Source organism: Streptomyces himalayensis subsp. himalayensis (assembly GCF_013778455.1).
GTDB lineage: Bacteria > Actinomycetota > Actinomycetes > Streptomycetales > Streptomycetaceae > Streptomyces > Streptomyces himalayensis.
Genome location: NZ_JACEHE010000028.1, coordinates 64,237 through 79,401, shown reverse-complemented (window position 1 = coordinate 79,401; position 15,165 = coordinate 64,237). Strand labels below are relative to the sequence as shown.

General features: G+C 70.7%; 9 protein-coding genes. 7 read left to right on the top strand and 2 right to left on the bottom strand.

From position 1 onward, the window contains the following. Window positions 1-23: 23 nt before the first annotated feature. Together H1D24_RS32975 and H1D24_RS32970 are read right to left on the bottom strand one after the other, a co-directional pair. Window positions 24-1,346 carry a nucleotide sugar dehydrogenase gene (locus H1D24_RS32975; protein ID WP_181661397.1) on the bottom strand — a complete coding sequence of 441 codons (1,323 nt, stop codon included), beginning with the start codon at window positions 1,344-1,346 and terminating at the stop codon, window positions 24-26. A gap of 74 nt (window positions 1,347-1,420) precedes the next feature. After that, window positions 1,421-2,872 (bottom strand): glycosyltransferase, encoded by a 1,452-nt coding sequence (locus H1D24_RS32970; protein WP_181661396.1) that lies wholly within the window; start codon window positions 2,870-2,872, stop codon window positions 1,421-1,423. A 38-nt stretch (window positions 2,873-2,910) separates the two neighbouring features. On the opposite strand from H1D24_RS32970, the gene wecB reads away from it, so the two are divergent. The 7 genes from wecB to H1D24_RS32935 all read left to right on the top strand — a co-directional run bounded on the left by wecB (window position 2,911) and on the right by H1D24_RS32935 (window position 15,152). Then, window positions 2,911-3,999: a non-hydrolyzing UDP-N-acetylglucosamine 2-epimerase gene (gene wecB / locus H1D24_RS32965; protein WP_181661395.1), complete on the top strand. Its 1,089-nt coding sequence runs from the start codon at window positions 2,911-2,913 to the stop codon at window positions 3,997-3,999. Beyond that, window positions 3,992-4,621, top strand: a complete 630-nt coding sequence (locus tag H1D24_RS32960) for a class I SAM-dependent methyltransferase (protein ID WP_181661394.1) — start codon at window positions 3,992-3,994, stop codon at window positions 4,619-4,621. Before wecB ends, H1D24_RS32960 begins: the two co-directional genes overlap by 8 nt. Further along, window positions 4,621-6,459 carry a hypothetical protein gene (locus tag H1D24_RS32955; RefSeq protein WP_181661393.1) on the top strand — a complete coding sequence of 613 codons (1,839 nt, stop codon included), beginning with the start codon at window positions 4,621-4,623 and terminating at the stop codon, window positions 6,457-6,459. The genes H1D24_RS32960 and H1D24_RS32955 overlap by 1 nt, the downstream gene beginning before the upstream one ends. Then, on the top strand, window positions 6,456-8,657 hold the full coding sequence (locus H1D24_RS32950; protein WP_181661392.1) for a glycosyltransferase: 2,202 nt from the start codon (window positions 6,456-6,458) through the stop codon (window positions 8,655-8,657). The genes H1D24_RS32955 and H1D24_RS32950 overlap by 4 nt, the downstream gene beginning before the upstream one ends. A 437-nt stretch (window positions 8,658-9,094) precedes the next feature. Next, window positions 9,095-12,748: a LamG-like jellyroll fold domain-containing protein gene (locus H1D24_RS32945; protein ID WP_181661391.1), complete on the top strand. Its 3,654-nt coding sequence runs from the start codon at window positions 9,095-9,097 to the stop codon at window positions 12,746-12,748. 92 nt (window positions 12,749-12,840) lie between these two features. After that, a complete protein-coding gene (locus H1D24_RS43770; protein ID WP_181661390.1) occupies window positions 12,841-13,896 on the top strand; it encodes a LacI family DNA-binding transcriptional regulator in 1,056 nt (351 codons plus the stop codon). A gap of 56 nt (window positions 13,897-13,952) precedes the next feature. After that, window positions 13,953-15,152, top strand: a complete 1,200-nt coding sequence (locus H1D24_RS32935) for a sugar ABC transporter substrate-binding protein (RefSeq protein ID WP_258564497.1) — start codon at window positions 13,953-13,955, stop codon at window positions 15,150-15,152. Window positions 15,153-15,165 lie beyond the last annotated feature (13 nt).

Below are 15,165 nucleotides of genomic sequence, written 5' to 3'. Positions count from 1 at the left end.
ACCGGCAGGGACGTTGTTGCGTCCTAGAGCACTTCCACACCGGGCCGGAAGATCCGCCCGCGGGTGTCGAACAGCAGACGGGCCTCGTCGGCGAGCCTGGGCAGGTCGTAAGCGGAATGGTCCTGGAGCAGCAACGTCAGGTCGAAGCTGCGCACGGCCGTCGTCACGTCGATGACGCGCGGCACCGCTGTCCCGTCGACGGACCACTCGGTGACGAACGGGTCGTGGAAGGCGATCTCGGCGTCCCGTTTCCGCAGCAGCCGGGCCACCGGTACCGCGGGCGACTCGCGCTGGTCGGCGATGTCAGGCTTGTAGGTGACGCCGAGCAGCAGCACCTGGGAGCCGTGCAGCGCGCGGCCCTCGGTGTTGAGCAGGTCCTGAACGCGCCGTACGACGTACTCGGGCATCCGCGCGTTGATCTCCCGGGCGAGCTCCACGAAGCGGAACTCGTAGCCAAGCGAACGCACCTTGTACGACAGGTAGTTGGGGTCGATGGGGATGCAGTGGCCACCCACCCCGGCGCTCGGCCGGAACGCCTGGAAGCCGAAGGGCTTGGTCGCCGCGCAGCGGATCGCGTCCCAGACATCGACGTGCAACTCGCGGCACAGGATGGCCAGTTCGTTGACGAGGGCGATGTTCACGTGCCGGTAGGTGTTCTCCAGCAGCTTGGCCATCTCGGCCTCGCGCGTGCCCTTCGCCTGCACGACGGTGTCGACGATCTTGCCATAGAAGGCGACCGCGCGCGCTGCGCACGACGGGGTGCAGCCGCCGACCACCTTCGGTGTGGCGCGCAGCCCGTGCGTGGTGTTGCCGGGGTCGATGCGTTCGGGGGAGAAGGCCAGCGCGAAGTCCTCGCCGGCCCGCAGCCCGGACTTCTCAAGGAGCGGCTTGACGACCTCTTCGGTGGTGCCCGGATAGGTGGTCGACTCCAGCACGATCAGCTGTCCGCGCCGCAGCCGGCCCGCGACCGCACGGGTGGCGGAGACCACCGCGCTCAGGTCCGGACCGCCGTCCTCGCTGAGCGGGGTCGGCACGCAGATGACCACGGTCTGCGCACGGGCGAGACAGGAGTCGTCCGTGTACGCGAGGAATCCGGCCGCCTGCATCCGGCGGACGTCCGCGTCGGACACGTCGTCGACGTGGGAGTGCCCGGCGTTGAGTGCCGCTGCGACACGGGGGTCCCGGTCGAGCCCCACGACTCTCAGGCCGACCGACGCCGCTTCCCTCGCCAGCGGCAGCCCGACGTAGCCGAGCCCGATCACCGCGAGTTCCACTTGGTCGGCCTGTTCTGCGTCCCCGAGCTGTTCGTTCTCGTCCCCGAGCGGTTTGGCCTGTTCGACCTGCATAGGGATTCACCCCGCGTCCAGGCAGGATCTTGGTTTGAAGGTTCAGGACGGTACGGCTACCAGGCTTCTGGTTCTCAGGCGCATCCAAGTGACCGATACGCCTCCCGGGTCATGGCGGCGACCCGGTTCCAGGTGCGGTCACGCGCGACGAGCGCGTGGGCGGCTGCTCCCCATTCAGTTCGCCGCTTTTGACTGTAGAGCAATGTTTCGAGTTCTTCTGCCCATATTTGTGGTGATCCGTGGGGAATTAACTGTCCGTTCACCTCGGGTTCCACTAGTTCTCTCATTGCGCTGAGATCACTAGCTGCGACAGGGAGACCACTCGCCATCGCTTCGACCGGCTTGAGAGGGGTCACCAGATGGCAGACACGCTCGTCGGTGCGCGGCACCGCGAACACATCCAGCACCGCGTGGTACGCCCGCACTTGGTCGTGCGGCACCCGACCGGTGAACAGCGCGCCACCGTTGCCCAGGCCCAGCCGGCCGGCCAGCGCCTGAAGCGCCGCGCGCTCCGGACCGTCGCCCACGATCAGCAGCCGCAGCGGCACGCCCCGGCGGCGCAGCTCGGCACCCGCATGAAGCAAGGTGCCGATCCCCTCGTGCGGCGTAAGGCTGCTCACGGTACCGACGACGAAATCGTCCGGTCCGATGCCGAGGCGGGCGCGCAGCGGCGCCCCGTCCGGCAGCGGAGCCAGGAACGCCTCGTCCACCGCGTTGGGGGCGATCAGGACCCGCTCCTCGGGCACCCCGCGGGACACGATCTCGGCCTTCATCGCCGCGCCCAGCGTCAGCACCAGATCGGCCTCGCGCATGCAGTACGTCTCCAGGGTGCGGCGCGCGCGGTACGTCTCGTCGTTCCGGGAGCGCCCCGGCGCCTGCGTCAGCCAGGTCTCCTCCAGGAAGCCCCGCACCTCGTACACCACCGGCAGGCCGTACGCCTCGCGCAGGGCCAGCGCCACGCGCCCGTTGCCGTGGTCGGTCGCAGCGTGCAGGACGGCGGGCCGCAGCCGCTCCACCAGCCGGCCTACCAGTTCGGCGCCCAGGGCCAGCATCGGCCCCTGACCGTACGGCAGCCGCAGCGGCAGCAGCCGGTGCTGCGGCACACCGCCCACGATCTGCAGCGGGCGGGCGTCCAGCACCCCCTGCGCCACCGGGAAGCCGATGCGCGTCACGACGTGCGGATCGAGTCCGGCCGCCCGCTGCGCCTCGGCAAGCGCCTGGGTGCGCACGGTGTAGCCGGCGTGCTTGAACGGCAGCCCGTTCGTGACCAGATGCAGCACCCGGCCAGGCACGGGGCGGATCGTCCGTCCGGCGGGAGCGGGCACCCGAGCGGGGGATGGAGCCGCAGCCGGCCCGGCCGTGCGGGCGCGTGCGGCGAGCCGCCGCTCGACGGGCCGCAACCTGCGCCGGGCGCGTGGCGGCAGCAGCCGGGCACCGAGCAGGAGAGCCCGGACGGGGTCGTGACGCAACTCGCCCCAGGCCACCGATGCGGCCAGACTGAGGGCGCGGGGGATATGACGGGACATATCGCCAAGGTAGGCCGACGGAGCGGAGAACTTGCGACATGAACGGCCGAGTACTCCATGTCGTCGGCACCCGGCCGAACTTCGTCAAGGCAGCACCAGTCGTCGCCGCCCTGCGCACAGCGGGCCCCGACCAGTTCCTGGTGCACACCGGACAGCACTACGACGAGCGGCTCTCGCACATCTTCTTCCGGGAACTCGGCCTTCCCGAGCCGGACACCGACCTCGGTGTCGGCTCCGGCAGCCATGCGCGCCAGACCGCCGACTTGCTGGTGGCTCTCGAGGCCGAGCTGACCGCCCGCGCTCCCGCGCTCGTCATGGTGTACGGGGACGTGAACTCGACACTGGCGGCCACGCTCGTCGCCGCCAAACTGGGGATCCCCGTGGCCCATGTCGAAGCGGGCCTGCGCAGCTTCGACATGTCGATGCCGGAGGAGGTCAACCGGCGCCTGGTCGACCAGCTCTCCGAACTGCTCTTCACCACCAGCCCCGAGGCGGTCGGCCATCTCGCCCGCGAGGGGATCGCCGCCGACCGCGTGCACTTCGCCGGCAACCCGATGATCGACACCCTGCTCACCCATCTGGACCGCTTCGACCCGGCCGGTGCCCGCGCCGCACACGGACTGCCCGAGCGCTACGGCGTCGTCACGCTGCACCGGCCCGCCAACGTCGACGACCCGGAGGCGGCCGCGGCCGCTGCCCGCACCCTGACGGAGGCAGCCGCTCACCTGGACCTCGCCGTACCGCTGCATCCGCGCGGCCGGGCGGCGCTCCAGGCCGCGGGTCTCGCGGACGCGCCGGGCGTCCACCTGCTGGAGCCGCTGGGATACGTCGAGTTCATGGGGCTGGTGCGGGGCGCCGCCGCCGTGATCACGGACTCCGGCGGTGTGCAGGAGGAGACGACCGTGCTGGGCGTCCCGTGCCTGACGCTGCGCACGACGACGGAGCGCCCGGTCACCGTCACCCACGGCACCAACCGCCTCGTCCGGCACGCGGAGCTGGTGCCCGCGCTGCGCAAGGTCCTGGACGGCGGGGGAGTGCCGCCCGCGGAGGGGCCGCCGCTGTGGGACGGCCGGGCAGGCGCCCGGATCGCCCGTGTCGTCACCGAGTGGCTGGAGCGTCATGGCTGACGGCACCCGGGAGTACTGGGACACCCGCCACCGTGAGCAGGACGAGCTGGCCTCCGGCGGGCACATCGGCCTCGACCGCCCGGGCAACGAGCTCTTCTACGCGCTGCGGCTCGGCCAACTGCTCACCCTGATCGGCGACCTGTCGAGCCCGGCGGCCCCGCTGTTCGTGCTCGACGCGGGCTGCGGCAAGGGCCACTTCGCTCGCGCCCTGGCCCGCTGCGGCCACCGCGTGGACGGCTTCGACGCCAGCCAGGAGGCCATCGCGCACGCCCGTGCGGAGGATGGAGGGCTGCGCTACGCCGTCGCCGCACTCGACGAGTGGCGCAGCCCCTGGCCGTACGACGTGGTGCTGTGCGTGGACGTCCTGTTCCACGTCCTCGATGACGCGGAGTGGACGGCCGGCCTGCGCAACCTCGCCTCTCTCGTCCGCGTCACCGGCCGCCTGATCCTCACCGACGAGGACGCCCCGGAGCGCAGCCCGCGCGGCGACTACATAGTGCACCGGCCGGCCGCCGCCTACCGCGCGATGATCGAGCCGCTCGGCCTGCGGCACACCCTGTTCAGACCGTACGGCTTCCGCGAGAACCTGGTCGGCTTCCACGTCTTCACGAGGACCCGCTGATGCGTCTGACCGATCTGCTCCACCCGCACCTGGACGGCATCAGGACCGTCGTCGATGCGACCGGCGGCGCCCTGCGCATGGAACCGTATCTGCACCTTCCGGAGGGCGTGGCTCTGCGCCACGGCGCACAGCCTGTCGGCGAGGGGGAGTTGGTGCTGCTGTCGTACGGGCCCGCCCCCGCGATGCACGGCACCGAGGCGGACTGTCTCGCCGTACTGCAACGGATGCGCCCGGGCGGGCGAGGTCTGATCGTCTTCGGCCATCGCGAGGCCGAACTCCCGTACCACCGGCTCCTCGACGCCCTCGTGGCGCACCGCTGCCAGGTGCTGCGGGCCGCATCCCTCGACTATGTGCACCTGCATGCGGGCGCGGTCTTCGCCCGCACGGACGAACTTCTGCCGTCATACGACTGGTTCGGCCACCCGGTGCCCTCCGACGGACTGCCCACGGCACTGCGCATCGCGGGCGAGTACGTCCTCGCCGACCTGGTCTCCCGGTCCCTGCGCGCCCGCGTCCTGGACCTGGAGCGCGCGGCCGAGGAGGCCGGACACACCCGGGACACCGCCCGAGACGACGGTCTCGCCGAGCGGCTGGCCGCCGCCGAGCGGGAGAAGGAGCAGCTGGCGACCTCGCTGCGGCGCGCCCGTGACCGCGTCGGGCTGCTGGAGTCGCGCGTCGCCATGCTGGAGGGCTCGACCTCGCTGCGGGTGGGGCGGGCGCTGGTGGCCGCAGCACGGTCGCCGAGGCGGTCAGGGGTGCGGCTGCCCGGGGAGCTGTACGAGCTGTGGCGGGGGAGGAGGACGAAGGGAGGGGCGGCCCGGAGTGCGCCCAAGGCGCGTGCGCAAGGCGCGCCCGCGTCCGGTGCCGTCGCGCGGACGGACGTCCCGCCCGACGGCCGGATGTACCTCACCCACCGCGCCCTGTCCGTCGCCCCCCGCGACCGCCTGGTGATCGCGGGCGTGCTCACCGACCGCACCGCCGAGGACTTCGCCGCGGACGCCGTCGTCAACCGGCTGCTGCCGCACGATGGGCGGCTGCTCGTGGAACATACGGACCCGGACGCGGTCGTCGTGCAGCTGAGCGCCTGCACGGGCAGCGGGCCCTGGTCGCTCGCGGGCACCGCCCTCGCCCCCGATCTGGACCGGCGGATGGCCGAACTGCTCGCGCAGGCGAAGGCGTCGGGGCACGCAGCCGTCCTGTGGCGCGACGCCCCGGCATCGGCCGCCCCCGGTCTGGCGCGGCTCGCCTGGGACGCCGTCCTCGACGCGGACACGGGCGTACGGCTCGCGCGCCTCGACCCGGCCACGGACGGCAGGGACCGACTGCGGAAAGCGTTCCACCAGGACAGCACCCGGGTGCGCCTGGCCCGCCTCGCCCAGCTGGTGGGCGGGCCCGATCCGCTCGACGCGCGCCGGGTCACGGTACGGGCCGCCCCGCGGAACCCGGCCGACGTCGGGCGCCTCGTCGCACAGGTACTCGGCCAACTCCACCGGCCGGCCGAGGTGGTGGTGCCCGACCCCGCGGGCCTCGCCCTCGACGAACTCGAAGCATCCGGCGTAGCCGTGAGCTCGGGGACGCCCACCGCACCGTGGGTCGCCGACTGGACGGATCTCACCGAGGACCGCCCGGACACCCTGCTGCTCGACCTGATGTGCGCCCAGGAGTACTCCGGCGCCGACGCCGTGGGCCACACGCCCGCCCACGACGACTACACCTTCGTACCGATGCTGCACCCCGCGCTCGTCCGCCGGTCGCTGCTGCTGTCCGACACGCCGCCCGACAGCTGGTCGAGCCGGGGGTACCGCCTGTTCGCCGTGCGCGGGAAGGAGCCCTCATGAGCCGGAAACCGCGGGCGCTCATCTACGGTGACGTCGATCTCAACCTCATCGACGGCTCCGCCGTGTGGGCCCAGTCCATGGTCCAGGCCCTGTCGCTGGCGGGCTGCGAGACACGACTCGTGCTCAAGTCACCCGTCCTCACACGGCGGTTGATCGATCCGCTGGCCGGGCTGCCCGGCGTCACCGTGGTCCGCCCGCACGAGGAGGGACTGCTGCCCGGACTGACCGACCGCCCCCTGTCACCGGTGCAGGCCTCGCAGGTACTCACCGGGCTTGACCAGGACGAGCCGTGCGACCTCCTGGTGCTGCGCGGCCGCAGACTGGTCACGCGGATCGTCGCCGACCGCACCTTCGCCGGACGGATCTGGGCCTACCTCACCGACATCCCGCAGTCGGCGCCCGAGATGACCGAGGACGCCCGCTCGCAACTCGCCCGCATCGCCACCGCGTCGCACCGACTCCTGTGCCAGACCGAGGAGTTGCGCTGCTTCCTCGAGACCTGGGTGCCCGAGGCCTGCGGCCGCTGCGTGCTCAGCCCGCCCGCCGTTCCCGACCCCGGCTTCCCCGTTCCGGACCACGACAGCCTGCACGATCCCGTACGCCTCGTCTACACCGGGAAGTTCGCGCCGCGCTGGAACACCCTGGCCATGACCCGGCTGCCGGCGCTGCTCGCCGAGCAGGGCATCCGGGCCGAACTCCACACCGTGGGCGACAAGATCCACGACGATCCCGCCCACCCCGAGTTCCACGCCGCCATGGCGCAAGCGCTGCGCGGCACCCCGGGCGTCCACGACCACGGCGGGCAGCCGCGCGAGGAGGCCATGCGCATCGCCGCCGACTGCGATCTGGGCCTCGGCTGGCGCGACACCACACTCGACGCCAGCCTTGAACTGTCCACCAAGGTCCTGGAGTTCGGGGCCCTCGGCCTGCCTGTCGTCCTCAACCGTACGCCCGCGCACGAGGCGCTGCTCGGCAGCGACTATCCGCTGTACGTGCCGGGGAGTGCCGCCCTGCCGGACGCCGCCGAAGCCGTCGCCCGCGCCGTGCGCGACCCCGAGGCCCGGCGCACCGCGGCCGACCGCTGCCGCGCGGCCGCCCGGCGGTTCACGCTGGAGGAAGCGGCGGCCCGGCTGCGTACGCAACTCCACCACGCCTTCCCATCCGCGCCTGACGCCCTCGCCGCTCGCCCGCGCCCGCTGCGGGTCGGCGTCGCCGGCCACGACCTGAAGTTCCTCACCCGGCTCCTCGACCACTTCCGAGCGCTGCCCGGCCTCGACGTACGAGTGGACGCCTGGCCCGCGCTCGCCCGCCACGACGCGGCCGCGAGCCGTGAACTCGCCCACTGGGCCGATGTGGTGGTCGTCGAGTGGTGCGGGCCCGCCGCCGTCTGGTACAGCCGCCACAAGCGGCGCGGCAGCAGGCTCGTCGTGCGGCTGCACCGCTTCGAGCTGGATGCCGAGTGGCCACGGCAGGTCGACATCGACGCGGTCGACCAGGTGGTGTGCGTCAGCCCGTACTACGCCCGCCGCGCCCAGGAGGCCACCGGCTGGCCCGAGTCGAAGATCACCACCATCCCGAACTGGGTCGACACCGAACAGCTCGACCGGCCCAAGGCACCCGGCGCCCGCTTCCGCCTGGGCATGATCGGTATCGCGCCCTCCCGTAAACGCCTCGACCTCGGCCTCGATGTTCTTGAGAAGCTGCGCGCCCGGGACCGGCGCTGGCACCTCTCGGTCAAGTCCAAGCCGGCCTGGGAGTACTGGTGGATCTGGAAGAAGCCCGAGGAACGCGCGCACTACGACGACGTGCTGCGCCGGATCCACACCTCCCTGCTCCTCGAAGGCGCGGTCGTCTTCGACGAGTTCGGGCCGGACGTGGCGAGCTGGCTGCGGCGCGTCGGACACGTCCTGTCGACCAGCGACGACGAGAGCTTCCATCTCTCGCCGGCCGAGGGCATGGCCTCCGGCGCCGCGCCCGCGCTGCTGCCCTGGCCTGGAGCGGACGAGGTCTACGACCGGAGGTGGATCCACGACAGCCCGGAGGCGATGGCCGAGGCGGTCGCTGGGCTGGTGGAGGAGACGGACGGCCCGGGGGACCCCTGGCGGGCGGCCGGGCAGGAAGCCCGCAGGCAGGCTCGCGAGACCTTCGCTCTCGAGCGAGTCGCCGAGACCTGGACCGAGTTGCTGATTCCTCGGTGATGCCCGGATCCTTGGAGGCCCGTGCGGCGTCCGCGGTCCTGGGGCAGTTCCACGAGTACCAGCGCCCGCCTGAACTGCTCTGATGTTTCCTCGGTAAGAGCGGCATTTCGGATGTGTGTCACGGGTGTTGACTCCGCCCCCGGGATGAGGCCATCCTCACCGGAGGCGAGATCCCGTATAGCGTTCGTCATCTCGAACGTCAGCGACCGATGTCGCAGGCGGTCGCTCCCCACCTGCTGGAACGACCGCTCCCGGAAATGTCGACGTGTGCGCGCGATGCTGTCGTGTCACGCATTTCCTGTCGCCATAGCGCCACACGGCAAGGAGGTGATGGCGGCGATGGAGGCCTCGTTGTCGAACCGGTTCGAACAACCGCGGCAGCGACCGGCGTCGAACCGGTTCGACAGACCACGTAACAACTCACAGGAGCTGCAACGATGGTGCAATCGAGAGCAAGACGGGCCCGCCCGGGCCCACGGGCGGCGGTGATCGCCGCGCTGGGCGCCGGACTGCTGGCCACGGGGCTGACGGTGCCGGCCGCGACCGCCGCCGAACTGCCGGAGCCCAAGCTGCACTACACGTTCGACGCCGACGACCTGAGCTCGGGAAAGGTCACTGACAGCTCGGGCAACGGGCTCGACGGCTCTCTCGTCAACGGGGCCACCGGCGAGACGGTCGACGGCGCGGACGGGGGATCGGCCCTGAACCTGCCCGGGGGTGCACCCAACTCCGACGGGGCGCACGTCCGGCTGCCACGCCAGGCGCTCGCCGGTGCCACGGACCTGACCGTCTCGGCGCGGGTGCGGTGGGACGGCACCACGGCGCCGTGGCAGTGGATCTACGCGCTCGGCAAGGACACCAACCAGTACCTGTTCACCACCCCGTACAACGGCGACGGGAAACTGCGTACAGCCGTCACCACCTCAGGTGGCGGAGGCGAGGCCAAGGTCACCGGATACGCGGCACTGCCCGCCGACGCGTGGAAGACCCTCACCGTCACGCTGGACACGACCGCGGACCGCATCACCACCTACCTGGACGGCGCCGCCGTGGCGTCAGCGAGGACCACGATCAGCGCCTCCCAACTCCTGGACGACTCAACCACGTTCGCCGGCTACATAGGAAAGTCCTTCTACCAGGACCCGCTCTTCGACGGAGCGATCGACGACTTCGCCGTGTACCACGCCGCGCTCACCGCCGAGCAGGTCGCGCAGACCGTGGGGGAGACCCCAACGGCGACCGGGCTGACCCGCACCGAGTTCGACGTGCGCACCACCACGGGAACGGCGCCCGACCTGCCCGCCGCGGTGCGCGCCACCTACTCCGACGGCTACGACCGGGAGGTCCCCGTCGACTGGGACGAGGTCGACCCCGCCGAGTACGCCGCGCCCGGCGCGTTCACCGTTACGGGCACGGCCGCAGGCCGGCCGGTCACCGCGAAGGTCACCGTGGTCCGTGAGGGCGAGCTGATCGTCGACCTCGGCAAGGACACCGGCGCGTTCCACGGTGGCGCCGCCGGCACCCTCTACGGCGTGTACGGACAGGACGTGCCGACGAACAACCTCATCGAGGGCATGAACCTGCGGACCGTCTCGACCAAGGCGCAGGACGGGCCGCAGCACCCGGGCGCGGACGCGCTGGAGGTCGTCAGGCCGCTCGCGGACAGCACCGACGGCGATGTGTACATCTATATGACCGACATCCACCGCGGCTTCCCCTACCAGTGGCCGGGCGACACCCCGGAGGAGAAGGTCAAGCTGTACCGGGAGAAGGTCGCGAAACAGGTCGACCAGGTTCTCCAGCTCCCGGAGGAGTACCAGGACAACATCGTCTTCGTGCCCTTCAACGAGCCCGAGGGCAACATGTTCGGCACCGGTGAGTGGAGCTACAACAAGGTCAGCTGGTTGAACGACCCCAAGGACTACTTCGCCACCTGGGACGACTTCTACAAGCTGATCAAGAGCAAGATGCCGGACGCCCGCATCGCAGGGCCCAACACCAGCATCCTCTACGACCAGGTCAAGGGCTTCCTGGAGCACTCCGTCAAGGCGGGTACCGTCCCCGACGTCATCACCTGGCACGAGCTGAGCCACCCCGAGCAGGTCCGCACCAGCGTCGCCAAGTACCGCGCCTGGGAGAAGCAAGTCTTCGCGGGAACCAGTCATGAGGGCAAGCAACTGCCCATCAACGTCAACGAGTACGCCTTCAACTACCACACCTCGGTACCCGGCCAGATGATCCAGTGGATCTCCGCGATCGAGGAGTCCAAGGTCGACGCCGACATGGCCTACTGGAACATCGACGGCAACCTGTCGGACTCGGCCGTCCAGTCGAACCGCGGCAACGGGCAGTGGTGGCTGTTCAACGCCTACGGCAGCATGTCCGGGCACACCGTCGAGGTCAGCCCGCCCTTCCCCGGCGAGAACTACACGATGCAGGGCGTGGCCACGCTCGATGAGAAGAAGCGTCAGGCACGGGTACTGTTCGGGGGCTCGAACGACAAGGGCCACATCCAGTTCGACAACGTGCCCGGCGAGGTCTTCGGCGACCGGGTGCACGCCTGGGTGCGGGAGATTCCCTGGACCGGGCAGATCGGCGACTCCGACCGGCCCGACATCGTCGCCGAGAAAGAGTTCGCCGTACGGGACGGCGTGGTGGAGGTCGACTTCGGCGACGGCGGTCTGCCCGCGCTGAAGGAGTCGTCGGCGTACGAGATCGTGCTGACGCCGGTCGGCGACGCCAACAACACGTCCACCCCATCCACGCTCTGGAAGGGCAGCTACGAGGCCGAGGACGCCGCGCACACCGGCTCCGGCTACAGCAAGAACGGTCCTGAGGGATCGCCGTCCGACGTGGGCAAGTTCTACACCTCCGGCGGCTACGACGTCGGGGGCCTGAGGACCGGCTCGGACGTGACCCTCGACTTCACCGTCGACGTGCCCCAGGACGGCACCTACGACCTGAGCGTCTTCGCCAACTCCCTCAACACCTACGGACTCGTGAAGGAACAGGGCCCCACCAACGTCTTCCTCCGCGTCGACGGCGACGCCGAACAGGAGCTGTTCCTGCCGCTGGGCTACAAGTGGGTGGTCTGGGACCACGCCGACACCACCGTCGAGCTGACCAAGGGCAAGCACACCCTCACCCTCGCCGCGACAAGCCTCGACGGCACCAAGGCCACCAAGGGCGACGCCATCGTCGACCGGATCACGCTGTCCCTGCCCGACCCCGGCGCGGAAGCCGCGGTCTACGAGGGGGAGCTGGCCTGGCTGGACGGGGCGCGCCCCGTGTACGAACTGGCGGAGGGCCGGGGTGCGTCGGGCTCGGGTGCCGCGGAGGTCACCAAGGGTGACAGCGCGACGTTCTGGGTCTACTCCCCGGCCGACACCGAGGCGGCCATCGACGTCGACACGCTCGGCACCGGGAAGGCGCGGCTGGCCGTGAACGGCCACGACGTGCAGCAGCTGACATCGAAGTCCGGCGAGGTGGCCGTGTCCCTCTCTGGCGGCGTCAACAAGGTCACTGTCACCGGTCTTTCAGGCAAGACGCTCGTCGACCGGATCACGGTCCGGCAGAGCAACGGCACGCTGCAGCCGAAGGTGTACGAGGCCGAGGACGCCGAACTCGCCGGGTCCGCCGAGGTCGCGCCCCTGTCGCTCGCCGGCGGCAAGAAGGCGGTGCGCGGCGTCGGTGGCGAACCGGGCAACGGCAACACCGCAACGTTCCACGTCACGGCCGACAAGGCCGGCCTCTACGCCCTGCGGGTCCGGTATTCCAACCCCGAGCAGTCGGAGGCCACGCACTACAACCCCGACCCCCTCGTCCGGCACGCGGACATCTCCGTCGGCGGTGGCGAGCCACAGCGCGTGACGTTCCCGCACTCGTTCCACGAGAACAACTTCTGGGAACTCACCGTCCCCGTCCGCCTGGAGAAGGGCGACAACGCCATCACCTTCAGGTCCGAGGAGCTGCCCAACTTCGACGGCGAGACGTACGCGTCGGACACGTTCCCGGGTGTGCTGCTGCGCTCGAAGTACGCGCCCCTGATCGACAAGATCACGGTCGCCAGGTTCGCGACCCCACGGACGTGAGGCGAGCGGCGCCACGGCCGTGAGGTGGACGGCGCCACGGCCGTGAGGTGGACGGCCCCACGGTCGTGAAGTGAAAGGACAAGGGGGTCACAGTGGTCACGATCGGCGACATCGCGCGCGCCGCCGGGGTTTCCCGCAGCACCGCGTCGTACGCGCTGTCGGGCAAGCGGTCCATCTCCGCGGAAGTGCGGCAGCGGGTGGCGGACGCGGCGCGGGAGCTGGGCTACACGCCCAACGCCGGCGCCCGCGCCCTCGCCACCGCGGAGACGATGGTCATCGGCCTGCTCGCCCAGTTCCACGAGGACGAGTTCGCCCCGGCCATGCTCCAGTACATGCTGGGCGTCTCCGACACCGCACGCGAGCTGGGGTACGACACCCTGCTCGTCACGGAGGCCGACGGCGCCCGCGCACTGCGCCGGATCACCAGCTCCCGGATGGTCGACGGCGTCGTCCTGCTGAACGTCGCGCAGGACGACGCCCGGCTCCCGCTCCTCAGGTCGGCGCCCCAGCCAGGGGCGCTGGTCGGACTGCCCGGCGACTGCTCCGGCGTGGACGTCTTCGACCTCGACTTCGAGGCGGCCGGCCGGCTGATGGTCGACCACATGCACCGGCTGCAGCACCGGGAGCTGATCCTGGTCTCGCAGCCGGAGCACGTCGTCCAGCGCGGCGGCGCCTATGTGTGGCGGCTGCAGAACGCCGTGGTGGAGCAGGCGCGGGCCCGCGGCATCGAACTCCACGCGGTCTTCGGCGAGTCGCGGCAGCCGGAGGTCGGACGGACGCTGCACGCGCTGCTGGACGCCCACCCGACCGCGACCGGCCTGCTGCTCAACAACGAGGCGGCCGCCGCGGCGCTGCCGTCCGTCCTGCACGCCCGCGGTCTTGAGACGCCGCGGGACCTGTCGGTCATCGGCCGCTACTCCGACGAGTTCGCCCGTACCTTCTCGCTGCCGTTCACCTCCATCGAGAGCGCACCCGACCTCCTCGGGGAGATGGCCGTGCGGCAGCTCGTGCGCCGGATCGTCACCCCCCAGGCCCGGGACGAGCCGCACGTCCTGCGGCTCCTCACACCCGAACTCGTCGACCGCGGGAGCACCGGCCTGCCCCCCGCGACACCCAGCAACACATGTGTTCAAGGAGGAATACAGTGACACACCCTTCGAAGCCCATCCGCGCCGCGGGCGTGCTCGGCGCCGCCCTCGTCCTCATGACAGGCGCGGTCGCCTGCTCGTCGAACACCGGCAGCGCCGGCGGCAGCCAGGCCGACGACACCTACACCTGGTGGGACCCGTACCCGCAGCACAACAAGTCGTCCGACTGGGCCAAGCGCGTCACGAAGTGCGGTGACGAGGCGGGCGTCACCATCAAGCGCACCGCCTACGACACCACAGCGCTGACCAACCAGGCCCTGCTCGCCGCCCAGGAGGGCACGTCGCCGGACATCATCCTGCTGGACAACCCCGCCGTCTCGACGCTCGCCGACACCGGCATGCTGACCACGATGGAGGAGTTCGGCCTCGACACCTCCGAGATCGACGAGAACCTGCTCGCGGCCGGTGTGGTGGACGGCAAGGAGTACGGCATCCCCATCGGCGCCAACACCCTCGCCATCTACTACAACAAGACCGTCCTCGACGATGCCGGTGTCGACCCCGGATCCGTCAAGGACTGGGCGTCGCTCACCGCCGCCCTGAAGAAGGTGAAGGACGCCGGGCACAAGGGCATCACGTTCGCCGGCATCGGAACCGAGGAAGGCTCGTTCCAGTTCCTGCCGTGGTTCTGGGGGGCCGGAGCGGACCTGCGCGACCTCGACTCGGCCGCGGCCGCCGAGGCCCTCGACCTGTGGACCGGCTGGCTGAAGAACGGCTACGCACCCAACTCCGTGATCAACAACTCCCAGAACACGACCTGGGAGGAGTTCCTGACCGGCGACTTCGCCTTCGGTGTGAACGGCACCTGGCAGGTCAACAGCGCCGCGGAGGCCGACTTCCCGACCGGCGTCATCCAGATACCCGGCAAGGACGGCGGGGCGGCACCGACCCCGACCGGCGGCGAATTCATCACGGCTCCCGTGCAGGACGACACGGCCCGGTACGAGGCCACCAAGAAGATCGTGGAGTGCATGACCACCCCGGAGGGCATGGTGGAGACGGCCACGACCTTCGCGTACTACATCCCGCCTACCAAGGCCGGACAGGAGAAGCTGCTCGCCGACCAGGTCGAACTCAAGCCGTGGGTCGAGGCCGTGCGCACCGCCAAGGGACGCACCAGCGACGACCTCGGTACCGACTACCCGAAGATCTCCGAGCCCCTGTGGACCGCCGTGCAGCAGGCCCTCAGCGGAACCAAGAGCGCCAAGGAAGCGCTCAGCGAAGCCCAGGCGACCGCCGAGGACGAGGTCGGCTGACCGCCGCCCGAGG